The sequence below is a fragment of the Bacillus cereus group sp. MG20 genome, from assembly GCF_040459885.1.
GTDB classification, from domain to species: Bacteria; Bacillota; Bacilli; order Bacillales; family Bacillaceae_G; genus Bacillus_A; species Bacillus_A cereus.
This window is the reverse complement of sequence record NZ_JARVHF010000001.1, coordinates 435,869-460,872: the sequence shown is the minus strand read 5'-3', so window position 1 is coordinate 460,872 and position 25,004 is coordinate 435,869. Positions and strand designations below refer to the sequence as shown.

Below are 25,004 nucleotides of genomic sequence, written 5' to 3'. Positions count from 1 at the left end.
AGTTATATGATTGGATTCATAATAGCTTCGCATCTCAACACCACATCTGGTTGGAAACCTGATTCATTCGCGAATTTATAGCAACAGCGTACAAAAAATAGTGATATTTTATCCGCTATTTGCCGTGTAGTAAAATCCCCACTGATTATAGTTTCACTTTATGAATAAGCAATTCCTTTGCAAAATAGACCCTTTTCTCAAACTTTACTTTCAATCTAAAGTCGTCCCGTTATATACACAGGCTCCTACCATTTCTAAATGCATAAAATGTTAAGCGAAAGTATGGAGGGATACGATGTATAATTCGAATTATTATGATTGGTATAGACAAAATGATAAGTTGATTAGTGATATTGAAAAAGCTATAAACGGAGAGTATAGCGCTATAAGCTGCTATGCAAAATTAGCGAATATGGCTCCAAATCAAGTAGAACAAAAACAAATTCTTGAAATTCGTAATGATGAAATAAAGCATTTCCAAAACTTTGTACAAATTTATACGAACTTAACTGGTAGGCAGCCAAAACCACAAATTACTGAAGACTGCCCAAATACGTATTTACAAGGATTAGAGTTCGCTATACAAGATGAACAAAAAACAGTAGATTTTTATTTGGAAATTTCAGATGAGACATCGGATGCACATTTGAAAGAGTTGCTACGGAGAATAGCTGCGGATGAACAAAATCATGCAGTATGGTTTTTATATTACTTCGTGAAGTCGAAGTGAGCATTAAGAATGAACGACTGATGTGGTGCATATATTAAAAAACATTTTAAAACGTAGCGCAACAATTGAATAAGATATGTAAATATAAGCAGAAGGAAACCGTTTCGCTAGTAGTGGAGCGGTTTTTTTATGATGTACATATGTATCGACAAAATATAGTAATTACATTTGATATATAATGTATGAAACGAAAATGAATAAGTTAGGAGCAAGCATATGAAAAGAGGGATTTTTGTAGATATTCCAAATGAATACAGCAATGTACTTTGGAAAGTGTTAAAGTCTATTGATATTGCTGTATTTGATTGGCGAGTGAGGAATGAAGAGTCCTATTTAATAGCACGTGGTGAATTGGATGAGGCATTATTTCCAGAAGAACCAAGTGTAGTGGAAGGGTTAGCGTTGAAAAAATTAGTTAAAGACAACGTATATTATCTTATTTTTGCAGATTTAAAAGCATATCCTAAAGGAGAAATAGCGATAGATATTGAAACATACGAAGAGTTTAAGGAAAGCAAGTGTGAGGTAGTTGTATTAGCGGTGGATGCTCAATACATACAAATTTATGCGAAAAACCAAGAAGAGATTGAAATGATGTATGAAAACGCAGTGAATCAAGGATTTTATGTAGAATATATTACAGATGAAAATGATGGAAGGACTCGTTTGTCAGTATGGTAGCAATTTGAAAGGGGAAAGGCAATATGGAGAGAAATATAAGTAAAGAATATGCAATTCGAATTGCTACTGAAAATGAAAGTGATAGTATTATCCTTTTATTAAAAGAGGTAGCACAATGGCTACAATATAAAGAAGTGGATCAGTGGCAGTATCTTTTAGGAGAGGAAGCTACGGCTGAAATACTAGAATGTATAAGAGAAAAATGTACATATGTTGTTCTGAAAGAAGCTGAAATAGTTGGTACGGTTACAGTTTCTCCTAAACAAAATGAATGGGATGAGCGTATTTTTGGTAAGGAGGAAGTTTCTAATTCTTTATACATTCATCGATTTGCGGTGAAACGGAAGTATAAGGGAAATGGAATAGGAGAGTGGATTTTACGGTGGGTAGAAGAGAATGTACAACATGACAAAGAGTATTTGAAGTTAGATTGCGTGGTGCATAATCGTACGTTGAATGATTTTTATAAGAAAAATGAGTTTGAATATGTTGGGAGTACGGATGGGCTTAGTAAGTTTCAAAAGAAAAGGAGAATGTGAATGCATCCAATTAACGTAAGTTTAGTTGAAAAGTTAATACAGGAACAGTTTCCTGAATGGGTCCATTTAGAAGTGAAACCTGTAAAGTTTAGTGGTCATGATAATAGAACATTTCATCTAGGGGATGAGATGAGTGTAAGATTGCCAAGTGACGCGGCATATGCACCGCAAGTAGAGAAAGAAAATAAGTGGTTACCACTATTAAGTAAGGGGCTTTCTTTATCGATTTCTACCCCACTTGCGAAAGGAAATCCGTCTGAAGCGTATCCATTGCCTTGGTCTATTAATAAGTGGATAGAGGGAGAAACAGTTACGAAACAAAACGTTCGGGATTTAAATGAATTTGCGGCGGACTTAGGATCTTTTTTAGTAGAATTGCAATCTATTAATGCGAGTAACGGACCTTTAGCTGGAACACATAATTTTTACAGGGGCGGACTTATATCTGTATATGATGAAGAGGCGAGAGTTGCTATTGAAAATAATAAGGATGTTTTTGACGAGGCATTATTAAAGCACCTTTGGAATTTAGCACTTAGTTCAACATGGCATCGTAAGCCAGTTTGGGTTCATGGAGATGTAGCGCCAGGGAATTTACTCGTTAAAGATGGAAAGCTTTGTGCTGTAATTGATTTTGGTATTTTAGGTGTAGGAGATCCTGCTTGTGATGCAGCGATGGCGTGGACGTTTTTTGATGAAAATAGTAGAAATGTATTTAAAGAAGTATTACGCATGGATGAAGAGACGTGGAATAGAGCGAGAGGATGGGCACTTTGGAAGGCGTTAATTACATATGATGCGAATAGGGATAGTAATGAAAAAGTAGCAGAAGAATCGTATCGTATCATTCAAGTGATTGTGGATGATTATGAGAGGTAATAGAAAAGCCTATTTTAAAATAGGCTTTTTCATATGATTAAATAGTAGAAATGGAAGGAATATAACATAATTATACAGAATATTTAGATAATAGGAGGTGTCGAATTTTGAGTGAAATTGAATTAAAGAGTAATGTAATTAAGACAGGGCGAGAGAAGGGGATTATTCTTCGGTTTATACTTGCTAGTCTCGTTGGAGTGTTTATGTTTTTCGTTCCTGTTACGATAAACGGTGCATCGTCTATTATGATTGATCATATCGTATCGTGGATTAGGGCTTCCGTTCCTGGCATAGTACCTTATTATGCATTATTTGTTATGGCAATTGGTGCGATTTATCCATTTTATACGAAGAAATGGAATGCATCTATCGTAGACATTTGTTTTTCTATTTTAAAAGTAGTTGGCGTTGTTTTTGGTATATTATATTGTTTAAAAGTAGGACCAGCTTGGTTCTTTGCGCCAGATGTTGGGCCGTTTTTGTATGAGAAGCTAGTCATATCAGTAAGTTTGCTCGTTCCAATTGGCTCGGCGTTTTTAGCGTTATTAGTCGGATATGGATTGCTTGAATTTATCGGTACATTTTGTCGTCCGATTATGAGGCCATTATGGAATACGCCGGGGAGATCGGCGATTGATGCAGTTGCGTCCTTCGTTGGAAGTTATTCGCTTGCCCTTCTTATTACGAACCGCGTGTATAAAGAAGGAAAGTATACGACAAAAGAAGCGGCGATTATCGCTACAGGATTTTCTACAGTATCCGCTACATTTATGATCATCATCGCAAAAACATTAGATATTATGCATTTATGGAATGTTTATTTTTGGACTACGCTTGTTGTAACATTCATCGTGACTGCTATCACCGTAAGAATCCCACCCCTTAGTAGAAAACCAGATACATATGTAACAGAAGAAGGGTTCCCAGAGCCTGTTTATAAAGAGAAAATGTTAGAACGTGCTTGGGAAGATGCGTTAGAAGTATCAAAATCTGCACCGAGCATTATGAAAAACATTGCAGTGAATTTAAAAGATGGATTTATTATGACGATGGGAATTTTACCATCTATTATGTCAGTAGGATTAATTGGTATCGTCTTAGCGAAGTTCACGCCAATATTTGATTGGATCAGTTATATTTTCTATCCATTTATATGGCTATTACAATTACCGGAAGCAGAATTAGCTGCTAAAGCCGCATCAGTTGGTATTGCAGAAATGTTTTTACCGTCATTATTAGTTGTAAGTGCACCACTTGTGACAAAGTTTGTCATTGCAGTTGTTTCCGTATCATCTATTTTGTTTTTCTCCGCTTCCATTCCTTGTATATTATCAACAGATATTCCGTTAAAAGTATCTGAACTTATTATTCTGTATGTGCAGAGAACGATTTTAACGTTACTTATTATTACGCCGATTGCTTATTTGTTGCTTTGAACTATAATGTAAGTTCTAAATATATGGCGTTTACTAAATTGTGTAAATGAATATTTATCGTAAAATCGTAGGTAGTGCAAAATTATAAGTACGATGCTTGAATAAAGGCATCGCACTTATAATTTTTAGATGTACTATATGTTTATGGTGTGAATTTATTTTTATTTATATATTAATAAAACGATGTTAATGGTATGTTATAGTAACAACAAAGGGGGCTTAAAAATGGAAATTATTCACGAAAGAGCAAAGTTGCGGTTAATGGATAATACTGATGTGGAAACTTTGTTTTCGATTGTAGAAGGAAATCGGGATATTTGGGCGTATTTAATCTCTAAAATGGATAGTGTGCAAGATATGCAACAATACGTTCAAAAAGCGATAAAGGGTTACGGAAGAGGTACTCAAATACCTTTCATAGTCGTAGATCAACAGTCGAATAAGATTGTAGGAAGTACACGTTTATATAATATTTCAGTAGAAGATAAGACAGTTGAGTTAGGGCAAACGTGGTATCATCCGAGTGTGCAACGTACGAGTATAAATACAGAGTGTAAGTATATGCTTCTTCAGTATGCTTTTGAAAAATTGCATATGCTGAGAGTGCAAATTAAGACGGATGCAAGAAATGAAAAAGCACAACGAGCAATTGAAAGGTTAGGCGCAGTAAAAGAGGGTGTGCTTCGAAATGAAAGAAAATTACCGAATGGTTATGTGAGAGATGCGGTGGTGTACAGTATTATCTCGAGTGAATGGCCAGGCGTAAAAGAACAATTGTTAGAAAAATTAGAGTTGTATAAAGAAAAGTTATAATTCGTGTTTTGAAAGGTATATTGTTCGTGAGATATGAAAAATATACCTTTTTTCTTACAAAATGCTACTTTATTTTAATTCCTTTTGTTTCATCGTTCCCTTCTGAGAAAAAATTCGTTACAATGTAGTTGTATGGTAATAAACTTATGAATTTAAAAAATGTAATGAAAACCGCAAATGAAAATGAATTGATAATCCTCAATTTTAAATGAAAACCCTTTTATACATAAATAACAAGTAAAGTTCCTTCTTTTAAATAAACTCAAACAAAACGATTTGATATAAATGTTTTTTATAGAAGTATGGATGATGTACGGAGGCAATTACAAATGAAAGAAAATAAGAAGAGTAAGAAAAGACGAATCTTTCAAGTATTTTTACTAATGATTTGTTCTGCTATTTTATATGTAAGTTATGCAGCTTACGATATTTGGAGTTATCGTTTTAAAGCAAATGATGACGTGAAAACGGATGCTGGTATCGTACTAGGCGCAGCTTCATGGAACGGAAAACCATCTCCTGTATTTAAAGAAAGAATTAATCATGCGATTTCTTTATATAGGAACGGAAATATTAAAAAGATTATTTTTACAGGTGGTACAAAGTTCGAGGCAGAACTTGAAGAAGCACGTACTGCAAGAGTATATGCAATGAAACAAGGTGTAAAAGAGGAAGATATTTTAATTGAAACTAAATCCCTTTTCACTGAAGAAAATTTAAAAAATGCGAAGCAAGTTGGAATAGAGAACGGTATACAAACATACACGATTGTAAGTGATCCACTTCATATGAAACGCGCAATGAGAATCGCAAAACATATTAATATTGAAGCGTATGCTTCACCAACGCCGACATCAGCATATAAAACGTTAGATACAGAAATACCATTCTTCTTTAAAGAATTATTCTCGTATATTGGATATGTAACCTCTTTGCCGTTAAAAGCATTGAAGGGGGACTAATATAAGAAAAGGATCTATCCTTAAATAGGAACTTTTCTTATTAGTCAAAAACATTGTATTTTTATCGGAATAGTGAAACAATAGAGAGGTAGCTTCATATAATCATAATGACAAAATGAACGGTTTATGAATCGAGCATAAAGGAGATTATAGTATGGCACTCTCATTTGTTGAAACAGAAGAACAGTCTTTAATTATTGAGAAAATAAATAAATTGATTCCGAAGTTCATGGAAAGGGAGCATCAGCTAAGTGAATTAGGATCATTTCCGTATGAAAATATAAATGATTTGAAAGATATTGGATATACGAAATTAACGTTACCGAAGGAATTTGGTGGTAGTGCGATTTCTTTATATGACTTCGTTTTATTTCAAGAGAAAATCGCGGAAGGCTGCGGAGCTACTGCATTATCGATTGGCTGGCATCTTGGCATTGTGAAGGAGCTAGCGGAAAATCACTCTTGGAATGATGAGATGTTCAAATGGTTTTGCGAAGAAGTACGTAATGGTGCGCTCTTTAACAGGGCAGCAACAGAACCGAAAACAGGGAGTCCGACGCGTGGCGGCAAACCAGAAACAATAGCGGTTCAACAAGGCGAGAATTGGGTTATAAATGGAAGAAAAACTTTTACAACGATGGCGCCAGTACTTGATTATTTTATTATTTCAGCAAGTATGGAAGGCCAAGAAGAAGTTGGTGAGTTTGTCATTCCAAGAAATACACTCGGTGTATCTATTGAAGAAACGTGGGATAGCGTTGCAATGAGAGGGACTGCTAGCCACGACCTTGTCTTACAAAATGTAGAGATAGAAAGCCGCTTTTTTACGGATGTGAAGGGCGGAAAAGTAAAACAAAAGGGTATTGGCTGGTTGCTACATATACCAGCATGTTATTTAGGAATTGCACAATCAGCAAGAAATTATGCAGTTCAATTTGCGGGATCATACAAGCCAAATAGTTTAAACCATTCTATTAGTTTATTACCGAATGTTAGAAAATTAGTTGGAGAATTAGAACTCGAGCTTATGCAAGCTCGCGTCTTTTTATATCAAATTGCGAAAAAATACGATGAGGCAGAAGATAAACTGTCACTGCAAGCAGAATTAGCGGCAGTGAAATACGCCGTAACAAATGCGGCGATATCCATAGTGGATAAATCAATGCGCATTGTAGGAGCAAAAAGTTTATCAGAAAAAAATCCGCTTCACCGTTATTATTTAAACGTTAGAGCAGGACTACACAATCCACCGATGGATGATGCAACACTATCTATGTTGGCGGATGCGGCGTTTCGGTCGTAGGTTTTTTAGCTTGAATTTTATTGTCTATGTACAATATAGTTGTTTTGAAAGCACGTGTTTGATTAGTAATCGAACGCGTGCTTTTTATGTGCAGGAACGTACCAAGTTGAGATGTAGGTTTTTAATATAAGTGGTTATCATGGTTTTGTGATTGTTTCTTGTTGAAAAATTCTTATCGCAATGCCAGTTTGGAACCTTTGTAAATAATTACTGAATTTAATCCCAAATCAATGGTCTTTCCAAATCAACCATTCGTAAATATTGTAAAAATTGACCTGCATGGACCGCATCATGATAGGCAATTCGTAATAGCATATCGCCTAAATATCGTTGATAGCCAACATCGCTTCGATCAATAAGGGTTGAATCTAGCTCGGCTATGCTTATTGATTGTACATGTTCTATGAAGTCAGTAAAGTATACTTGTGCCAATTCAATTTCTTTTTTTACACAAGTAATTGGCTCGTCATCATACGGGGTACGTATGTCGTTTATTGAACCGTTGTTTTTTATAATCATATGATAGTAAAAAGTTGAGCTCCATACGTGACGAATCATTTCACCAAAGGACATAGCCTCAGGATCAGGCTTCCAATTAAGAAAATTATCGGGAAGAGAATTCCATAATTTTTCTGAGCGCCTTCTCGTTTCTTTTAAATTTAATATACTAAGATCAATTGCATTCATAATACATTCTCCTTTACTATTAAACTTAAAATAATTGTATCAATTTAATAGTTAGGGTATCATCGAAATATGAATGTATATCCGAATATCTCATATATAGCTAAACTAATTGCTGAACCTACAAGAGCAATCATCTTAGATTGTCTAATGAATAATCAGGCACTACCTGCTAGTGAATTGGCTTATATGGCAAAAGTGTCACATCCAACAATTAGTTCGCATCTTTCTAAATTAGTAGAAGGGAATTTACTTACAGTTGAACAACATGGTAGACATCGTTACTATCGACTTGCTAATCAAGAAGTTGCAGAAGTGCTTGAAAAGTTAGGGACAATTGCACCAACAGTTCAAGTTCGCTCTTTAAAACAATCAAGCCAACTAAAACAAATTCGTTATGCTCGAACTTGTTATGATCATCTTGCAGGCAAACTCGGTGTAGAGATAACTGAAAAATTACTAGATAGGCAATTTATAATTTTAGAGGATGGAGAATACATTGTAACGGAACAAGGTAAGAAATGGTTTCTGAATTTTGGAATAAATGTTGATGAGGCAGATACAAAAAGTAGGGTATTTGCAAAACCTTGCCTTGATTGGAGTGAACGGCGTTACCATATTTCTGGTTGGTTAGGGTCTGCAATTGCAAAACTGCTTTTTGAACAGGGATGGATTACGAAAACGGATAAGAACCGAGCTGTCCATCTTACAAAGAAAGGTGTAAATTTATTGGAAGATCAATTAGGCATTGATATGAAAACTGAGGAAAGAAAAGCTTGAAATTAGAAAAGTCCGTCAAAATGAAGGGCTTTTTTCATTATGGTAGGAGTGTACATGAATAATAGGATGTTACCAATAATCGTTGCCAATAAAAAATCTTTCTTTTTATTCTTCTTTTTTAAGTTTTAAAGGAGAAAGCTAGGCTTCTTATTTTTACTAATGTTATAATAAGAAAAAAGCACGAAAAGAGGTCATCTCATGCTAGAGGTTATTGCAACATGTTTAGAAGATGTAAAACGAATTGAAAGCGCTGGCGGGAAGCGGATTGAATTAATTTCATCTTATACAGAAGGTGGTTTAACACCGAGTTATGCTTTTATAAAAAAAGCGGTAGAAGCGGTAAGTATACCAATTCATGTTATGATTCGTCCGCATGCGAAGTCTTTTACATATACGGAAGAAGAAATTGAAATGATGAAAGAAGATATTATAGTTGCGCAGAAGTTAGGAGCAGCTGGTGTAGTATTAGGCGTATTAAACGAACGAAATGAAGTGGATGAAGAGAAATTAGCGGACTTACTATCTGTTGTAGATGGAATAAATGTAACGTACCACCGTGCGATAGATGATATAGAAAATCCAGTAGAAGCAATGAACACTTTAAAGAAGTTTCATAAAGTGACTCACGTTCTAACTTCAGGTGGACAAGGAAATATAGTAGAGAATATTCCGGTGCTTACAGAAATGCAAAAGGTAAGCGATGGTCAAATTCAGCTTGTAGCTGGAGCTGGCGTGACGAAAGAAAATATAAAGCGATTGCTAGATGAAACTGGAATTTCGCAAGCTCATGTCGGTACAGCGGTAAGAGAAGGAAAATCATGTTTTTCTGAAATAGACCCTAATTTAGTACAAGAATTAGTTAAAATCATAAAATAAGTGCTTAAGAAAGAGGAGAAATGATGAAGGAAAATACGAAGAAAGAATTATTCTCTTGGGCTAAAACGATAGGTTTTACCCTTGTATTAATTGCTATTATTCGCGGTGTTTTATTTACACCTTCTTTAGTGCAAGGTGAATCAATGATGCCCACTTTAAAAAATAACGAACGAGTTCTAGTGAATAAGATTGGTTATAGTATAAGTGGATTAGATCGCTTTGATATTATCGTCTTCCACGGAAAAGAAGGATACGATTTAGTAAAACGAGTAATTGGTTTGCCAGGAGATACAGTTGAGTATAAAAATGATGTTTTATATGTAAACGGAAAAGCGATGGAAGAACCATATTTAAAAAAGTTTAAAGAAAAAGCAGTAGGCCGTGTATTAACTCCAGACTTTACGTTAGAACAAATCACTGGGAAAACGAAAGTGCCAGAAGGCCAAGTATTTGTTTTAGGGGATAATCGTGAAGTTTCTAAGGATGGTCGCATGTTTGGCTTTATTTCAGAAGATGAAATTGTCGGAAAAGGACAAGCTGTTTTCTGGCCGTTGGAACAAGTAAGAGCGTTATAAAGAAAAAGTATGGGAGAAATATTCTTCCGGTGGATTTAAATTACATTTTTTTGTAAAACCGAATGTTCAATTAAGAAAGACAGAGGTCATTTTGATTATTACTTTTCAAAATGGCCTCTGTTTATTTGAAGATAGTATTGCAAGGAGGGAATTTAAATGATAAAGAAAGAATCAGAAATTATCTTAAACAGGAAAGGAGCCAGGAAAGTAAACGAAATTCCTAAAGAGGTCTTACAATTACTACAGCAAGGGAAAGTAGAAAGTGTTAATCTAACAGAATGGCTAGCTATAAATCATATTGAACTACTTAAAAATGTCTTACCTTCAATAGGACTCAAGAATAGTTTGGAATGTATAGTAGCTGAATTAGAAAAACAGAACGTTGAAACAGGAATGAAAGTCATACGAATAACAGGGACTTTATTGGATGAAATTATACTCAAAGAGAATGATAGAAATAAGGAAGACGTACTGTTAAAATTATCTAATCATATTTCAGATAGTGTACGATGTTGGGCAGCGTTTATGAATAAAAAATCAAATGATACATTAAAAGATACATTAACATACATTCGACCTTTTGCGGCGGATCATCATTTTGGTGTTCGAGAAATTGCTTGGATGTCTATTAGAGAAGAACTTTCACAAAATATAGAAGAAAGTGTGGAATTGTTAGTAGAATGGGCAAAAAGTGAAGATGAGAATATTCGCAGGTTCTCTGTAGAATCTATTCGTCCTCGAGGTGTATGGAGTAAACATATTGAAATATTAAAACAAGAACCTGAAAAAGCACTTCCTATTCTTAATTTACTTAAATCAGATCCATCAAAATATGTACAAGATTCGGTTGGAAACTGGTTAAATGATGCAAGTAAAACTAAACCGGATTGGGTAATGAACCTGTGTAAAGAATGGGAAAAGGATGCTGACATAAAATCAACTAGTAGAATTATTAAAAAAGCTAAAAGAACGATTTTGAAAAATAAGTAATATACAACTAATAGACTCAGTAGTTGTACGAAGGGACATTCAATCATGTTAAAAAAGAATAATTTGAATAACTATGAGAAGAGCATGTATTGATCAATACATGCTCTTTATATTTACTTTTTTATTGCAGCTTTTATTCTAATAGGTTTGTAGCAATGTGAACGTTAGAAATTGAACCGTCGTGATTTCTAGGGTTAATTTTATATTCACTGTCAGGAAGCGAATCACTCCAATATAAATTACATTCACTAATAGTTCATTCTTCACGTGTTAAAGTTTTTTCAATCATCCAAGAGCCTTTCATTTTATATAAATCACATATTATTTTTTTTTTAATAGCGGACAAAATATATCGGATTATGTACGTGAAAAAAATATTGATAGAATTGAAAGAATATTTTATAATTTTAAATTATATGTTTGTTTCGAAAAACGGAATTTAAGTTCCGTAATTCGGAACGAAAGGGAGATAGAATGAGTATAAATAAAACGGCAGTTAAGACAATGGATATTTTAGAGTTGTTTTATGAGCATGAAGAGCTAAGTTTAACTGAGATGGTTCAGCTTACAAATATGCCGAAAACATCTGTTTATCGTTTAATTGGCTCGTTAGAAGAGATGGAGTTTTTACAAAAAAACGAAAAGGGGAAATATCGTTTAGGGATCGTATTTTTACGGTTCGGTCAACTTGTTTCACAACGATTATCAGTAAGGAATATAGCAATTCCTTATATGAAAGAACTTAGAGATAGTTTAGGACAGGCAGTTAATTTAATAATTCAAGATGGTAATGACGCAATTTATGTTGAAAAGATGGAAGGTGTTCAGCCAGTACGCGTGTATACGGCGGTTGGAAGAAGAGCACCGCTTTATGCTGGTGCATGTCCGAGAATTTTACTATCGTATTTTTCTGAGGAAGAGAAACGGAGATACATAGAGGAAGTGGATTTAAAACAGTTTGCAGATGGAACAATTGTGGATAAGGAACAATTGCTAGAAGTGTTGCAAATGGCAAAAAAGGAAGGCTACACAATTAGTTATTCTGAGTTAGAAAATCATACAGCCGCAATAGCAGCGCCCATTTACGCAAGTGATGGAACGGTTGTAGCAGGTATGAGTATTTCGGGATTAGCAATTGAGTACAGCGAAAGTAACATTTCATATTTTATCGCTAAGGTGAAAGAAACAGCACATCGCATTTCGAAAGAACTCGGCTTTTTGGCATAGAAAGAGGGAGTAGGATGAAATTTTCTGCGTTAGGGGATCAAGCAATTATTGTTACATTTGGTGAAGAAATTAAGATGGATATATATGAGAAAGTACAGCGGTTATTTCAAGCACTGCAGCAACATCCGTTTGCAGGAATGATTGAGTGCGTTCCGTCGTTTACTTCATTAGCTGTTTACTACAATGTATACGAAGTATGGAAGAGAAATAAGAGAAGTGAAAGGTCATATGATTACGTTCGCCAGTATATAAAGGAGCTGTGTGATTCTTATAAAGAAGAAGTAAAACAGGATGTGAAACATATTTCTATACCAGTGTGCTACGGGGGAGAATATGGACCTGATTTAGAAGAGGTTGCACATTATAAAGGTTTACAAGTAGAAGATGTGATTCGAATACATAGTGAAACTACATATTTTGTATATATGTTAGGTTTTACACCAGGGTTCCCGTATTTAGGAGGACTATCAAAAGAATTAGAAACACCTAGAAAAGAAATACCGCGGTTACAAATCTCACCTGGTTCGGTAGGAATCGGCGGAAATCAAACAGGTATTTATCCACTTGAAACACCGGGTGGATGGAATATTATTGGTCGAACACCAATCTCCTTATTTAATCCGGAAGAAGAAACACCAACCTTTATTCAAAGCGGTATGTATTTACGATTTATCCCAATAACGAAGGAAGAGTACGTATCACTTGAGGGGGCTAAAGAATGGATGTAGAGGTTTTGCATGCAGGAATGTTTACAACAGTCCAAGATTTAGGGCGATCTCATTATCAACAATACGGTGTACCAGTTGGCGGGACTATGGATCAAAGTGCACTTCGGATGATCAATATGTTAGTTGGTAATGAGGAGAATGAAGCGGGACTCGAAATGACGATTATGGGACCTAAATTGTTAATAAAGAAAACGACTTTACTTGCGATTGGCGGAGCAGATATGGAACCGTTATTGAATGGAGAACGTATCCCGTTATGGCGTCCCATTTTAGCGGAAGAAGGTAGTATGCTTTGTTTTGGAAAAGTGAAAAGTGGTTGCAGAGCGTATGTAACTTTTGCGGGTGGTATACATATTGAGCGTACAATGGGAAGCAAAAGTACGTACATACGTGCTGCGATTGGTGGTATAGAAGGAAGAATGCTGAAAAAGGGTGACTACTTCCAAATTGGTGCACAACCAGAAATGGCGAATCGTTTCATTCAAGACTTACAAAAAGATGAGTGTATAAAAACGAAGTGGGCAATTAGCAACAGCGTACTACCAAAGTATAAGAAACATCCTAAGCTTCGTGTCATAGCTGACTTTGAATATAATCAATTTACAGAAGAAAGTAGAAAGGCATTTTTTACGAAAGAGTATAAGGTATCTAATTATGCTGACCGTATGGGCTATAGGGTTGAGGGAGAAGTTTTAAATAGGATTGAAGAAAAAGAGATTTTATCGAGTCCTGTTACATTTGGAACCATTCAAGTTCCTAATGGTGGACAGCCGATTATATTAATGGCAGATAGGCAAACGACAGGTGGCTATCCGAGAATGGGAAATATCATTTCAGTAGATTTACCTCTTCTTGCCCAGCTAAAGCCGGGGGACTATGTTTCTTTTGAGAAAATTACGCTTGAAGAAGCGGAACAATTGTACATAGAACAAGAAGTAAATATGAATTTATTAAAGAAATTCATCGCTTTACGAAGCTGAAATTAGGAGGAATACATTATGACTACAATCGATTTAAACTGTGATTTAGGAGAAAGTTTTGGCGCTTATAAAATGGGGAATGATGATGAGATTCTTCCGTTCGTTTCCTCTATAAACGTTGCTTGCGGTTTTCATGCGGGTGATCCGTCTATTATGCGTCAAACTGTTGAAAAAGCTTTGGAGCATAACGTAGCAATAGGGGCGCATCCTGGATTTCCTGATTTAATTGGATTTGGTAGAAGAAACATGAATGTTTCAGCAAGTGAAGTATACGATTATGTTCTATATCAAACAGGCGCATTAGATGCATTTGTGAAAGCGGCAGGCGGGAAAATGCAGCATGTAAAGCCGCACGGTGCCTTATATAATATGGCGGCGTCTAATCCGGAAATTGCAGATGCAATTGCAAAGGCAATTTATCATATAAATCCAAGTCTATTACTTTATGGATTAGCAAATAGCGAGGCGTTTATACAGGCTGCAGAAAAATACAAAGTAACTCTTGTACAAGAGGCTTTTGCGGATCGTACATATAAGCAAGATGGTACATTAACGAGCCGTACAGAAGAAAATGCGCTTATAAAAGATGAAGACGAAGCGATAAAGCAAGTACTTCAAATGGTGAAAGAAGGCCATGTAAATGCGGTCAATGGAGAGAAAGTAGCAGTTCAGGCGCAAACAATTTGTTTACACGGTGATGGGGAAAAAGCAGTGCAATTTGCAGAAAGAATATACAGAACATTCAAACTTAATGGGATTTCTATTTGTGCACCGAAATAAAAAATGAGAGGAAGTGCTAGAAATGATTAAATTAATCGGAATACTACTTGTTGCAGTGGGCTTTTTATTTAGATTAAATACACTTTTAGTAGTTATGGTTGCAGGTATTGTTACAGGGATGGTTTCAGGGTTAAGTTTTTATGATGTGATCAGCATGTTCGGTAAATTTTTCATAGAAAATAGATATATGTCTATGCCAATTATATTAACTTTACCGGTAATCGGAATTTTAGAGCGTTACGGTTTAAAAGAAAGAGCAGAAGCACTTATAACGAAATCAAAAGGAGCAACAACTGGAAGAGTATTAATGTCATATTTTACGATAAGAGAATCATCAGCAGCACTAGGGCTTAATATTGGTGGGCATGCACAAACGGTAAGACCGCTCGTTGCACCGATGGCAGAAGGGGCCGCGCAAGGTAAATACGGTAAACTTCCTGAAAAATTAAGAGAAAAGATTAAAGCAAACGCAGCAGCTGCTGAAAATACAGCTTGGTTTTTCGGAGAAGATATTTTCATCGCAACTGGAGCTATTTTATTAATGAAAGGATTCTTCGATTCAGTAGGTATGCATGTCGGAGTATGGGATATGGCACTTTGGGGCATTCCAACTGCAATATCTGCACTTATTGTAAGCTGGATTAGATTTAGAAGGTTTGATAAATATATAGAGAAAACAATGAAGGCAGAAGGAAAAGAAGAGAAGGAGGCAATTTAATATGAACATCATCACAATGGATACAATCTATTATGTATTAGGGATAATCGTTGCTTTTATCGCTGTTCGTATCGCATTCGATCGTGAACATCCAAACAGATTCGGTTCTAGTTTATTTTGGGCATTGTTTGCAGTTACATTTTTATTCGGAAATGTAATTCCTTCGTTTTACGTTGGCTGTATAGTGCTCGCTATGGTCGTTTTAGCTTCACTAAATAAAGTAACAAAATCAGAGGAAAAAGAAGTTCCAGTACAAGAACGTGTGAAACATGCTGAGAAATTAAAAAATAAAATTTTTATGCCTGCACTATTAATTCCTATTTTTACAATTATCGGTACGTTGACGTTAGGGAAAATTAAATGGGGAAATGTCTCTCTTGTTGATCCAGATAAAGTAACATTAGTTGCATTAGCGCTTGGTGCATTACTCGCATTCGTTGCGGCGATGCGTATTACAAAATCAAAAATAACAACGCCTGTACAAGAAGGAAGCAGACTATTACAAGCTGTCGGCTGGGCTGTTATTTTGCCACAAATGTTAGCAGCACTTGGCGGTATATTCGCGAAGTCTGGCGTTGGACAAGTTGTTTCAGACTTAGTTGGACAAGTGCTACCGACAGAGTATCCGTTCGTTGCTGTTATGGCGTACTGTTTAGGCATGATGCTATTTACAGTCGTAATGGGAAATGCATTCGCAGCGTTTGCTGTTATTACTGGCGGAATTGGCTTACCTTTAATAGTTCAAATGCACGGCGGAAACCCAGCAATTATGGCAGCACTCGGTATGTTTGCTGGATATTGCGGAACGCTGCTTACACCAATGGCAGCAAACTTTAATATCGTACCTGCGATGCTTTTAGAGCTAAAGGATAAAAATGCGGTTATTAAAGCGCAAGTACCAATTGCTCTTTCAATTTTTATCATAAATATGTTTATTATGTACGGCCTTGTATATCGTTTCTAATTAGGAGGATAAAACTATGAAAACAGTATTATTAACAGGGTTTGATCCGTTTGGCGGAGAAAATATCAATCCAGCTTGGGAAGTAGCAAAAGGTTTGCATGAAAAAACAATTGGAGAATACAAGATAATAAGCAAACAAGTACCAACTGTATTTCATAAATCAATAAGCGTATTAAAAGAGTATATAGAAGAACTAGCGCCGGAAATTATTATATGTATCGGACAAGCTGGGGGCAGACCAGATATTACGATAGAACGTGTCGCAATTAATATTGATGATGCAAGAATTGCTGATAATGAAGGCAATCAGCCGGTAGATGTACCAGTTGTAGAAGAAGGAGTGATTGCATATTGGTCTACACTTCCGATGAAAGCAATTGTAAAAAAACTTCAAGAAGAAGGTATACCGGCTTCCGTTTCACAAACAGCAGGTACGTTCGTTTGTAATCATTTATTCTATGGTCTCATGCATGAACTAGAGAAACAGGATCAGAAAATAAAAGGCGGATTTGTTCATATACCGTTTTTACCAGAACAAGCGAGCAAGTATTCAGGTCAACCAAGTATGTCACTTTCTACTATTCGTAAAGGGATAGAATTGGCAATCGAAGTAACGACGACAGTTGAAGTAGATATTGTAGAGGTTGGGGGCGCAACGCATTAAGTAAAATGAATTGTACAACACCTCCTGTAAACAACTGGTATAATAAGAATAGGAAAATACATAGAGGTGATTTTTGTGCAACAATTTGAAGAAGTACGTTCAATTTTAGAAAAAGCGAAGAAAATTACAGTATTAACAGGCGCTGGTGCAAGTACGGAAAGTGGTATTCCAGATTTTCGTTCAGCAAATGGGTTGTATGCTGATGCGAATGTGGAGATGTATTTATCAAGAGGGTATTATAATCGAAGTCCGAAAGAGTTTTGGAAGCATTATAAAGAAATCTTTCAAATTAATACGTTCCATCAATATAAACCAAATCGTGGACATCGCTTTTTAGCTGCGCTAGAAGAACAAGGGAAAGATATTACGATTTTAACGCAAAATATTGACGGTTTACATCAATTAGGTGGCAGTAAGCATGTCATCGATTTACATGGAACACTTCAAACAGCACATTGTCCAAAATGTAAATCAGGCTATGATTTACAGTATATGATTGATCATGAAGTACCGCGTTGTGAGAAGTGTAATTTCATTTTAAATCCAGACGTTGTTTTATACGGAGATACATTGCCGCAATATCAAAATGCTATCAAACGTTTATATGAAACAGATGTGCTTATCGTTATGGGAACGTCACTAAAAGTACAGCCTGTCGCTTCATTCCCGCAAATTGCAAAGAGGGAAGTGGGAGCAACAACTATTTTAGTAAATGAAGAGTTAACAGGACAGGAATATAACTTTGAATTTGTTTTTCAAAATAAGATTGGTGAGTTTGTTGAAGGGTTATCGTCGGTTAAATAAGTTATTATTTTTATGAAAAACTGAGGTGTATAGAGAACACCTCAGTTTTTTGTTTGAATAAAATTCATGTTATGACGTATGAAGGGGAATGGTAATAAATAGGTTATAAAATTAAAAAACTGAAAATTAAATCTTTTATTTCTTTAGTAATTAATATAAAATTCTATATATATCATATAAATAAATTTGATACATAATGATTTTGCGTAGAAATGTTAATAGAATGAAGCGAGGGAGCGAAATGAGACAGAAAAAGGAGCAGAAAAAACAATCGAAAAAGAAAAAGACTCATATTCCATTTCGGTTAAATGTACTATTTTTTATTGTCTTTCTTTTATTTTCAGCTATTATAATTCAATTAGGTAAAGTACAAATCATTGATGGAGAAACGTATAGAAATGAAGTAAACAAAAAGGAAGATGTAACGGTAAGTACTCCCGTTCCTAGAGGGAAAATGTTTGATCGACAAGGTCACGTTATTGTAAATAATAAACCATTACGAACCGTTACATATACGAAAATGAGAGGAGTGGACTCGAAAGAAGTTTTACAAGTAGCAAGAGATTTAGCTAAGCTAATTGAAATGTCGCAAGAGGACATGGATAAGTTAACAGAGACAGATAAAAAAGATTTTTGGATGCAGTTAAATGAAAAGCGGGCAGCAGCGAAAGTAACGAAAGAAGATGAGAGTAAATTTAGAAAGCAAGAAATAGAAGGAAAAGAGTTAGATAAAAAAGTAGAAGAACTGCGCCGGGAAAGAATTACACAAGAAGAATTAAATGAGCTTTCAAAGGAAGATATAGAAGTATTAGTAATTAAAAGCAAAATGAATGCGGGATATAAAATGACGCCGCAAATCGTTAAAAAAGATGTAAGTGAAAATGAATATGCTGTCGTTAGTGAAAGGTTGGCAAGTTTACCGGGAGTGGATACAACAGTAGATTGGGAACGTGAATACCCAAATGATAAAATACTGCGCTCTATACTAGGTAGCGTTTCTAATGAAAATGAAGGGTTGCCAAGAGAACAATTAGATTATTATTTAGTTCGTGATTATAATCGAAACGACCGTATTGGTAAAAGTTACATCGAAAAACAATACGAAGATGCACTACATGGAACGAAAGAACAGTCTAAAAATATTATGGATAAAGCAGGGAAGATTGTTCGAACAGAAAAAGTGACTGAAGGAAAAAGTGGAAATAACTTGATGTTAACAGTCGATATGGATTTACAGAAAAGAGTAGAGGGAAGCCTTGAAAAGAATTTACGAGCCTTTCATGCTGCAGAGCCGATGATGGATCGTGCGTTCGTAGTAATGATGAATCCGAAAAACGGTCAAATTTTATCAATGGCAGGAAAGAAAATTGTAAATAAAGATGGCGGTATGCAAATAGAAGATTATGCATTAGGAACGATGACAAGTTCTTATGAGTTAGGGTCAACTGTAAAAGGGGCTACTTTATTAACTGGATATCAAACAGAAGCGATTAAGCCGTATACACACTTCTTTGATGCGCCAATGTATTTTAAAGGAAGTTCTAAGCCGAAGAAATCGTGGAAAGAATTTGGGGATATTGATGATTTAAGAGCTTTGCAAGTGTCATCGAACGTTTATATGTTTAATACAGCTTTAAAAATGGCAGGCATTAATTATGTTCCAAACAATCCATTAGATATTAAACAAGAAACATTTAATAAAATGCGCTACTATTTTAGACAATTTGGCCTAGGTGTGTCGACTGGTATTGACCTGCCAAATGAATCGATCGGTCAAATAGGTAGAACTGATAACATACCCGGATTTTTACTTGATTACGCGATTGGACAGTATGATACATATACGCCGCTTCAGCTTGCGCAATATATTTCAACCATTGCAAATGGCGGTTACCGAATGAAACCACAAATTGTACAAGAAGTTAGAGAGCAACCGAATAGACCAGAGGATGCAGGAAAAGTCGTTCGGTCGATTGAACCAGTTGTATTAAATAGAGTGGATATGGAAACTTCGTACATTAATCATGTAAAAGAAGGATTTAGAAGAGTTTTTCAAGAAGCTGACGGAACCGGAACCGGAACATTTAAAGGTCTACCATATAAACCAGCGGGAAAAACAGGAACAGCTGAGACAGTATATGGTGGAGAAAGTGATATTGGAAGAGATGAGAACAACAACCGAAAAAAATGTTATAATTTAACTCTTGCCGGTTATGCACCATATGATGCGGATCCTGAAGTAGCTTTTTCAGTTGTTGTACCATGGGTGAATGATGATAAATCAGGAATTAATTCTGCGATTGGTAAAGAGATTTTGGATGCGTATTTTGAATTAAAAACAAATAGATCAAATACAAATTCAATTCCAGTAGAACAACCGAACAAGGCACAGTAAAAATAGTATCACTGCATGGAAACATATTGTGCAGTGATATATTTTTTGAGTTAAAAAGCGCTTTATAAGGTGGGAATGGATATGAAAAAGGAGATTAAGAGAGGCTGGGGAAAGTACATACTATTTATATTGGTGATAGTCATAGGCTACCATTCTTTTACTTTATGTAAGGTGGAAGGGGAATCGATGCAGCCGACTTTATATGAAGAAGACTACGTATTTGTAAATAAAGCGGTAGTACGTCTTTCTAATTTACAACACGGAGAAATTGTCATTATAAAAGAAGAGGATGAATCGAAATATTATGTGAAACGTGTAATAGGGCTTCCTGGTGATGTAATTAACATAACGAATGGAAAGGTATATGTGAACGATAAAAAGCAAGAAGAACCATATACGAACAAAGATTTATTTAACAACACACAAGTGTTTTATAACTTTCAAAAGACAAAAATTCCACCAAATAAGTTATTTGTAATGGGAGATAACCGCGAAGTAAGTAGAGATAGTCGCAATGGCTTAGGATATATTAAAGAAGATAACATAATTGGCAAGGTGGAATTCGTATATTATCCTTTTTCAAAAATGAAAATGATAGAATAAGTGGGGGATGAGCAAAACCCCACTTATTAAAGTTTCACTTTATTTTCTTTAAAAAACCTTTTGGATTAAATGATATGAAAAATTTATGTTTAGACTCGTCGATTATGAAGTTATTGTTTTTAGTTAAAAACTCTTCCACAGCTTCCATTGGGCCAGGACCCCAATCGGGAAGAAGCGGATTTCCGTTAATGGAGGTATCTTCTACAATTATATAACTGCCAGTAGTGACGATAGATTTATATAGCAAGAGTTCTTTGGAAACATGCTCTTTACTATGATCAGAATCTAAAATAACTAAAATCACATCATCAGGTTTGCGCATACTTACTATTGTTTGGATGGCCTGCACAGAAACAGAAGATGCTATTAAATACGTAATCCGATTATGTGATGGCCGATTTGGCTGCGGAGTTATATCGATAGTAAGTACGTGACCTTTTCCAATTAAATCTAACATAGAAGCTAAATACAGTGCACTGCCACCGTGAAAAGTCCCGCATTCAATAATTAAATCGGGCTTTAATTCATAAATGATTTCTTGATACAAAAAGAGATCAGAGGGAAGTTTACAGATTGGAACTCCAAACCATTGTGTATCGTTTAACCACACGAGGCTGTCGTAATATTGTTTTAGAAATTCATTGCTTATAGTATCGATTTTAAATTCTCCTTTCTAAAAAGGATTCTCTCGTTTGACGTAAAGTGTTTACGCATGAAAGTTGTACTATATATTATGTAGTAAGGAATTGTAAGGCGAGTGTTTTTACTTGAAAATAAGCCAAATAACTCATGTGGAAAATGAAAGGAAATGATCGTATGTACAAATACACAATTTGCTTTATTAGAAAAAGCGATAAAATACTGCTATTAAATAGAAATAAAAAGCCGAATATGGGGATGTGGAATGGTGTTGGAGGAAAAATAGAAGAGAATGAAACGCCATACGAAGGAATAATTAGAGAAACGTTTGAGGAAACGGGCATAGAACTTTCAAGTGTAACGTATAAAGGGACTGTTGGTTTTAAAGGTAAAGGTGAGCCCCAGGCTAGTGAAGGAATGTATGTGTTCGTTGCTGATTTGCCAGATGGAATGCAAATGAATACACCATTACGTACGGCTGAAGGCTTATTAGAATGGAAAGAAATTGATTGGATATTAGATGGTGATAATAGAGGAGTAGTTAGCAATTTACCAAAATACTTACCCACAGTATTAACAGAAGAAAATAAGTTAAAACATATATTCACGTACGATAACCGGAATATTATTCATTACACAACTGCATGTTTGAAAGAAGATGATGCGAACAAGCGATATGAAAAACAACTTGTTTCTCAATAGAAGAGGAAAGTGAAAAATCACGTTTTTGCTCTCGTTATATATGCGAGGTGATTATAAGTTTCAGAAATACAATTCATTGGTCATAATTGTAATATGTATGATATAACTTTTCTTATGGTGAAAGAGTAGAGAACATACGTAAACGGAACAAAAAAGGAGGTGGCTTTGCCACCTCTTTTCCGTTAGTCACGAATCGCCTTAATCATAAATCGATGTTGCTTCACATCAAAATATCCTTTTTGCAAGATAATCTCATGTATACGATATAACTCCTCATAGTACCTTTCGACAGTGAAATCAGGAATTTGCCACGGAATTGCTTTTAAATAATAGACGATAGCGCCAATATCATAAAAGCGTTGGAAAGGGAATTCTTCTTTTGCTTCTAAGATAGTAAATCCGTTTTCCTGTAGTTCATTACATGCCGCTTCAAGCGACCAACTTGCAAATTCACTATTTAGTGGTGTGTCAAATTGGTCATTAAGTTCCGCGCAATCGAGACCGCCAACTTGTTGTGTAAGAAATGTTCCATTTGGAGAAAGGATTCTTTTTACTTCAGAAGCAGCATATGATTCATGTTGGTTTAGGATTAGATTAAACTGACCATCTTGAAATGGCAATGAAGTATCATCGTTCACCTCTACAACAGTAACCCCTAAAGGCTCTAATTTCTTTCGAGCAATTGGCACGTTTGGAGCGTAGCCCTCAGTAGCATAAATAGTTGACGGGAACGGTTGTAACATAGATAAAAACTCTCCGCCGCCAGTACCCATATCGAGCATTGATTCTGCATGCTGCATAAGCTGGAAAGCTGTACTGCCATATGACCACGATAAAGGCTCACTCTTCATTCGACCCGTTTCTGAAATGAAAGAAAAATCCCAACCGCTAAAATTTGTATTAGCACTTTCTAATAAAGTTAAAAATAATGGATCACGTTTCATAATTGTATCCTCCTATTTTGTAAGTAAATGATATGGTGAGAAAAGAAAAAAGGAGGACCTCTTATGAAAGGGGAACGGTTTTACGTTTCGTGTTCGAATAGATTCATATAAATTCGCTCCTTGTGAGAATAGTAATTTATATATTCGGGATAATCGAGTGGGAATCCTTTAAAATTATGGGAGAAGGTAGTTGTTTGATGAAAGATTGGATGGAGTGTACAGAAAAAGGGTGCACTCAAACTTTAGAAAAGGTATTTAGTAAACTTAAATTTCCGCCCAGCCCTTTTATGAGATATGTGATATTTCTCACTACTATTAAGTAACAATAAAGTCGTACTGTTTATAAAAGAAGTGACGTTTTTGTATCCCTTTGGATTTACTTATCTATGGGATAAGTAAAGAAGTAGACGTATAAACTGAATATAAAAACGTTTTAATTCTTTGGAAACATTCCATAATTTAGTATTGTTATATATGGAATAATTTATTTGTACGAAAAGAGGAATAAGATGTTTATACAAAAGTATAAGGGTTTGATGCTAGGGATAGTTGGTGCTGTATTAGGAGTAATATCCTTTGTTTATTTTAAAGATTTAGATTATATATAAGACGGGCCTTAAGTTATTATCTGTAACATTAATCATTATAGGTCGGGTTATTGCCTGTGATTCGACCCGTTTCAATAAAAAAGAGAATAATAACGTATAAGATTATTATTATATAAATTTAGCTTGTTGAGCATGGGGAATACTAATCTTACAAAATTGTAAGATTAGAAGTCACATAGTTAGATAGAAGTCATTAACTTATGAAAAAAACTCATCTATAATCCAGATATAAATCATTTACTAAAGGAGTATTCTAATGAAAAAAATTATAAGTTATACAGTTGTTATTGCTATTTTTATAGGAATAGGATTAGGAGTAAAACGTTATGTGCAAGGTCCAGGACAACCAGTCGATGGGATTCTAGTTAGTGGTACTGCAACTGACGTAGAAAAAGTTAAACAAGAGTTTAAAGATGACACTAAACAATCAATAGACTATAAGGTAAAGTACGTCACAACAACAAAAAGGATTCCATTATCAGAAGAAGATAAGAAACAAAATGATACAAATGAAGAATTTGAAATCAACACTACAGAATATGCAGTTATTAATAGTTCTACCGCGGTAAAATTATTTAATAAGGGACTTCTAAGAGCTAGAAAAAATCCAAATTTAGCATCTATTATTTCTGAGAGGGTGAAAGATAAAAATAAAGTATCTAGTGATCAGAATCTATTATTTTCTTATGCGGTTGATAATTCAACGGTTGCTAATTTTGAAAATAACCAGTTGAATTTGAACGGTAAGATGGTATCTGCCCAGTATGTTAAACAGCAAATTTGGATTGGGTATGTTCCAATGAACCTTGTTATTCTAAACGACCAAGACTATAATACAATTTCTGAATCAGAGTCAATAATGAAATTGATTCAATTTCAAAAACGTAATTTTGATTATAAAAACAAACAAGAAGTAGACAAAGTTTTACAACAGATTGATAAGCTCTCTTCGAATAATCAGAATAAAATAAACTTTGTAGAGGTACAAGACTAAATTAAA

Annotated in this window: 27 protein-coding genes; 24 read left to right on the top strand and 3 right to left on the bottom strand. The window is 35.0% G+C overall.

The window, feature by feature from the left end; all coding sequences use genetic code 11:
- Window positions 1–295: 295 nt before the first annotated feature.
- From QCI81_RS02480 to QCI81_RS02445, 8 genes are all read left to right on the top strand, one after another.
- Complete coding sequence (locus tag QCI81_RS02480) at window positions 296–730, top strand: ferritin-like domain-containing protein (protein ID WP_000282835.1); 435 nt, start codon at window positions 296–298, stop codon at window positions 728–730.
- Window positions 731–946: 216 nt separating this feature from the next.
- Window positions 947–1,411 (top strand): DUF2691 family protein, encoded by a 465-nt coding sequence (locus QCI81_RS02475; RefSeq protein ID WP_071731986.1) that lies wholly within the window; start codon window positions 947–949, stop codon window positions 1,409–1,411.
- 23 nt (window positions 1,412–1,434) lie between these two features.
- Window positions 1,435–1,950 (top strand): GNAT family N-acetyltransferase, encoded by a 516-nt coding sequence (locus QCI81_RS02470; RefSeq protein WP_016081071.1) that lies wholly within the window; start codon window positions 1,435–1,437, stop codon window positions 1,948–1,950.
- Window positions 1,951–2,829: an aminoglycoside phosphotransferase family protein gene (locus tag QCI81_RS02465; RefSeq protein ID WP_071731988.1), complete on the top strand. Its 879-nt coding sequence runs from the start codon at window positions 1,951–1,953 to the stop codon at window positions 2,827–2,829. It begins immediately after the preceding gene.
- Window positions 2,830–2,936: 107 nt separating this feature from the next.
- On the top strand, window positions 2,937–4,265 hold the full coding sequence (locus QCI81_RS02460) for a YjiH family protein (RefSeq protein ID WP_071731989.1): 1,329 nt from the start codon (window positions 2,937–2,939) through the stop codon (window positions 4,263–4,265).
- Window positions 4,266–4,490: 225 nt separating this feature from the next.
- Window positions 4,491–5,078, top strand: a complete 588-nt coding sequence (locus QCI81_RS02455; RefSeq protein WP_000402585.1) for a GNAT family N-acetyltransferase — start codon at window positions 4,491–4,493, stop codon at window positions 5,076–5,078.
- 329 nt (window positions 5,079–5,407) lie between these two features.
- On the top strand, window positions 5,408–6,040 hold the full coding sequence (locus QCI81_RS02450) for a YdcF family protein (protein WP_000662218.1): 633 nt from the start codon (window positions 5,408–5,410) through the stop codon (window positions 6,038–6,040).
- Window positions 6,041–6,194: 154 nt separating this feature from the next.
- Complete coding sequence (locus tag QCI81_RS02445) at window positions 6,195–7,343, top strand: acyl-CoA dehydrogenase family protein (protein ID WP_071731990.1); 1,149 nt, start codon at window positions 6,195–6,197, stop codon at window positions 7,341–7,343.
- 216 nt (window positions 7,344–7,559) lie between these two features.
- Here the strand turns inward: QCI81_RS02445 and QCI81_RS02440 are convergent, their stop codons facing one another.
- Window positions 7,560–8,030 (bottom strand): DinB family protein, encoded by a 471-nt coding sequence (locus QCI81_RS02440; protein WP_071731991.1) that lies wholly within the window; start codon window positions 8,028–8,030, stop codon window positions 7,560–7,562.
- A 69-nt stretch (window positions 8,031–8,099) separates the two neighbouring features.
- Here QCI81_RS02440 and QCI81_RS02435 point away from each other — a divergent pair, with 69 nt between their 5' ends.
- From QCI81_RS02435 to lepB (QCI81_RS02370), 14 genes are all read left to right on the top strand, one after another.
- Window positions 8,100–8,807 (top strand): ArsR/SmtB family transcription factor, encoded by a 708-nt coding sequence (locus tag QCI81_RS02435; RefSeq protein ID WP_071731992.1) that lies wholly within the window; start codon window positions 8,100–8,102, stop codon window positions 8,805–8,807.
- A 198-nt stretch (window positions 8,808–9,005) separates the two neighbouring features.
- Window positions 9,006–9,683, top strand: coding sequence for a copper homeostasis protein CutC (locus QCI81_RS02430; protein WP_000895109.1), 678 nt, complete (start codon window positions 9,006–9,008; stop codon window positions 9,681–9,683).
- A gap of 23 nt (window positions 9,684–9,706) precedes the next feature.
- On the top strand, window positions 9,707–10,258 hold the full coding sequence (gene lepB, locus QCI81_RS02425; RefSeq protein WP_000662498.1) for a signal peptidase I: 552 nt from the start codon (window positions 9,707–9,709) through the stop codon (window positions 10,256–10,258).
- A gap of 156 nt (window positions 10,259–10,414) precedes the next feature.
- Window positions 10,415–11,248, top strand: a complete 834-nt coding sequence (locus QCI81_RS02420) for a DNA alkylation repair protein (protein WP_069355860.1) — start codon at window positions 10,415–10,417, stop codon at window positions 11,246–11,248.
- Window positions 11,249–11,722: 474 nt separating this feature from the next.
- Window positions 11,723–12,475 carry an IclR family transcriptional regulator gene (locus QCI81_RS02415; protein ID WP_071731993.1) on the top strand — a complete coding sequence of 251 codons (753 nt, stop codon included), beginning with the start codon at window positions 11,723–11,725 and terminating at the stop codon, window positions 12,473–12,475.
- Window positions 12,476–12,489: 14 nt separating this feature from the next.
- Window positions 12,490–13,203, top strand: coding sequence for a 5-oxoprolinase subunit PxpB (gene pxpB / locus QCI81_RS02410; protein WP_071731994.1), 714 nt, complete (start codon window positions 12,490–12,492; stop codon window positions 13,201–13,203).
- Entirely contained in the window at window positions 13,194–14,183 is a 990-nt protein-coding gene (locus QCI81_RS02405) for a 5-oxoprolinase subunit C family protein (protein WP_000382243.1), read from the top strand. The genes pxpB and QCI81_RS02405 overlap by 10 nt, the downstream gene beginning before the upstream one ends.
- Window positions 14,184–14,201: 18 nt before the next feature.
- Window positions 14,202–14,963, top strand: coding sequence for a 5-oxoprolinase subunit PxpA (gene pxpA / locus QCI81_RS02400; protein ID WP_071731995.1), 762 nt, complete (start codon window positions 14,202–14,204; stop codon window positions 14,961–14,963).
- Window positions 14,964–14,985: 22 nt separating this feature from the next.
- The gene (locus QCI81_RS02395; RefSeq protein ID WP_000593392.1) at window positions 14,986–15,681 is read left to right on the top strand and encodes a DUF969 domain-containing protein; all 696 of its coding nucleotides are present in this window, start codon (window positions 14,986–14,988) and stop codon (window positions 15,679–15,681) included.
- 1 nt (window position 15,682) lies between these two features.
- Complete coding sequence (locus tag QCI81_RS02390; protein ID WP_001021658.1) at window positions 15,683–16,645, top strand: DUF979 domain-containing protein; 963 nt, start codon at window positions 15,683–15,685, stop codon at window positions 16,643–16,645.
- Window positions 16,646–16,661: 16 nt separating this feature from the next.
- Complete coding sequence (gene pcp, locus QCI81_RS02385) at window positions 16,662–17,309, top strand: pyroglutamyl-peptidase I (RefSeq protein ID WP_071731996.1); 648 nt, start codon at window positions 16,662–16,664, stop codon at window positions 17,307–17,309.
- Window positions 17,310–17,384: 75 nt separating this feature from the next.
- Window positions 17,385–18,113 (top strand): NAD-dependent protein deacylase, encoded by a 729-nt coding sequence (locus QCI81_RS02380; RefSeq protein WP_071731997.1) that lies wholly within the window; start codon window positions 17,385–17,387, stop codon window positions 18,111–18,113.
- 241 nt (window positions 18,114–18,354) lie between these two features.
- Complete coding sequence (locus QCI81_RS02375) at window positions 18,355–20,508, top strand: peptidoglycan D,D-transpeptidase FtsI family protein (protein WP_023522349.1); 2,154 nt, start codon at window positions 18,355–18,357, stop codon at window positions 20,506–20,508.
- A gap of 81 nt (window positions 20,509–20,589) precedes the next feature.
- A complete protein-coding gene (lepB, locus tag QCI81_RS02370) occupies window positions 20,590–21,111 on the top strand; it encodes a signal peptidase I (RefSeq protein WP_053564103.1) in 522 nt (173 codons plus the stop codon).
- Window positions 21,112–21,145: 34 nt separating this feature from the next.
- On the opposite strand, the gene QCI81_RS02365 is transcribed toward lepB (QCI81_RS02370), so the two are convergent.
- Window positions 21,146–21,769: a cephalosporin hydroxylase family protein gene (locus QCI81_RS02365; RefSeq protein ID WP_276565324.1), complete on the bottom strand. Its 624-nt coding sequence runs from the start codon at window positions 21,767–21,769 to the stop codon at window positions 21,146–21,148.
- Window positions 21,770–21,927: 158 nt separating this feature from the next.
- Between QCI81_RS02365 and QCI81_RS02360 the strand changes: the two genes are divergently transcribed.
- Window positions 21,928–22,452: an NUDIX hydrolase gene (locus QCI81_RS02360; RefSeq protein ID WP_053565492.1), complete on the top strand. Its 525-nt coding sequence runs from the start codon at window positions 21,928–21,930 to the stop codon at window positions 22,450–22,452.
- 182 nt (window positions 22,453–22,634) lie between these two features.
- On the opposite strand, the gene QCI81_RS02355 is transcribed toward QCI81_RS02360, so the two are convergent.
- Window positions 22,635–23,396, bottom strand: a complete 762-nt coding sequence (locus QCI81_RS02355) for a class I SAM-dependent methyltransferase (protein WP_071731999.1) — start codon at window positions 23,394–23,396, stop codon at window positions 22,635–22,637.
- Window positions 23,397–24,260: 864 nt separating this feature from the next.
- Between QCI81_RS02355 and QCI81_RS02345 the strand changes: the two genes are divergently transcribed.
- The gene (locus QCI81_RS02345) at window positions 24,261–24,998 is read left to right on the top strand and encodes a lipoprotein BA_5634 family protein (RefSeq protein WP_053564105.1); all 738 of its coding nucleotides are present in this window, start codon (window positions 24,261–24,263) and stop codon (window positions 24,996–24,998) included.
- Window positions 24,999–25,004: the final 6 nt, after the last annotated feature.

Coding starts and splice junctions, on each gene's coding strand:
- lepB (WP_053564103.1), top strand. CDS start 20,590: ATGAAAAAGGAGATTAAGAGAGGCTGGGGAAAGTACATACTATTTATA.
- QCI81_RS02355 (WP_071731999.1), bottom strand. CDS start 23,396: ATGAAACGTGATCCATTATTTTTAACTTTATTAGAAAGTGCTAATACA.
- QCI81_RS02455 (WP_000402585.1), top strand. CDS start 4,491: ATGGAAATTATTCACGAAAGAGCAAAGTTGCGGTTAATGGATAATACT.
- QCI81_RS02415 (WP_071731993.1), top strand. CDS start 11,723: ATGAGTATAAATAAAACGGCAGTTAAGACAATGGATATTTTAGAGTTG.
- QCI81_RS02420 (WP_069355860.1), top strand. CDS start 10,415: ATGATAAAGAAAGAATCAGAAATTATCTTAAACAGGAAAGGAGCCAGG.
- pxpA (WP_071731995.1), top strand. CDS start 14,202: ATGACTACAATCGATTTAAACTGTGATTTAGGAGAAAGTTTTGGCGCT.
- lepB (WP_000662498.1), top strand. CDS start 9,707: ATGAAGGAAAATACGAAGAAAGAATTATTCTCTTGGGCTAAAACGATA.
- QCI81_RS02435 (WP_071731992.1), top strand. CDS start 8,100: ATGAATGTATATCCGAATATCTCATATATAGCTAAACTAATTGCTGAA.
- QCI81_RS02395 (WP_000593392.1), top strand. CDS start 14,986: ATGATTAAATTAATCGGAATACTACTTGTTGCAGTGGGCTTTTTATTT.
- QCI81_RS02390 (WP_001021658.1), top strand. CDS start 15,683: ATGAACATCATCACAATGGATACAATCTATTATGTATTAGGGATAATC.
- QCI81_RS02345 (WP_053564105.1), top strand. CDS start 24,261: ATGAAAAAAATTATAAGTTATACAGTTGTTATTGCTATTTTTATAGGA.
- QCI81_RS02440 (WP_071731991.1), bottom strand. CDS start 8,030: ATGAATGCAATTGATCTTAGTATATTAAATTTAAAAGAAACGAGAAGG.
- QCI81_RS02360 (WP_053565492.1), top strand. CDS start 21,928: ATGTACAAATACACAATTTGCTTTATTAGAAAAAGCGATAAAATACTG.
- QCI81_RS02475 (WP_071731986.1), top strand. CDS start 947: ATGAAAAGAGGGATTTTTGTAGATATTCCAAATGAATACAGCAATGTA.
- QCI81_RS02405 (WP_000382243.1), top strand. CDS start 13,194: ATGGATGTAGAGGTTTTGCATGCAGGAATGTTTACAACAGTCCAAGAT.
- pxpB (WP_071731994.1), top strand. CDS start 12,490: ATGAAATTTTCTGCGTTAGGGGATCAAGCAATTATTGTTACATTTGGT.
- QCI81_RS02430 (WP_000895109.1), top strand. CDS start 9,006: ATGCTAGAGGTTATTGCAACATGTTTAGAAGATGTAAAACGAATTGAA.
- QCI81_RS02470 (WP_016081071.1), top strand. CDS start 1,435: ATGGAGAGAAATATAAGTAAAGAATATGCAATTCGAATTGCTACTGAA.
- QCI81_RS02450 (WP_000662218.1), top strand. CDS start 5,408: ATGAAAGAAAATAAGAAGAGTAAGAAAAGACGAATCTTTCAAGTATTT.
- QCI81_RS02480 (WP_000282835.1), top strand. CDS start 296: ATGTATAATTCGAATTATTATGATTGGTATAGACAAAATGATAAGTTG.
- QCI81_RS02375 (WP_023522349.1), top strand. CDS start 18,355: ATGAGACAGAAAAAGGAGCAGAAAAAACAATCGAAAAAGAAAAAGACT.
- pcp (WP_071731996.1), top strand. CDS start 16,662: ATGAAAACAGTATTATTAACAGGGTTTGATCCGTTTGGCGGAGAAAAT.
- QCI81_RS02465 (WP_071731988.1), top strand. CDS start 1,951: ATGCATCCAATTAACGTAAGTTTAGTTGAAAAGTTAATACAGGAACAG.
- QCI81_RS02445 (WP_071731990.1), top strand. CDS start 6,195: ATGGCACTCTCATTTGTTGAAACAGAAGAACAGTCTTTAATTATTGAG.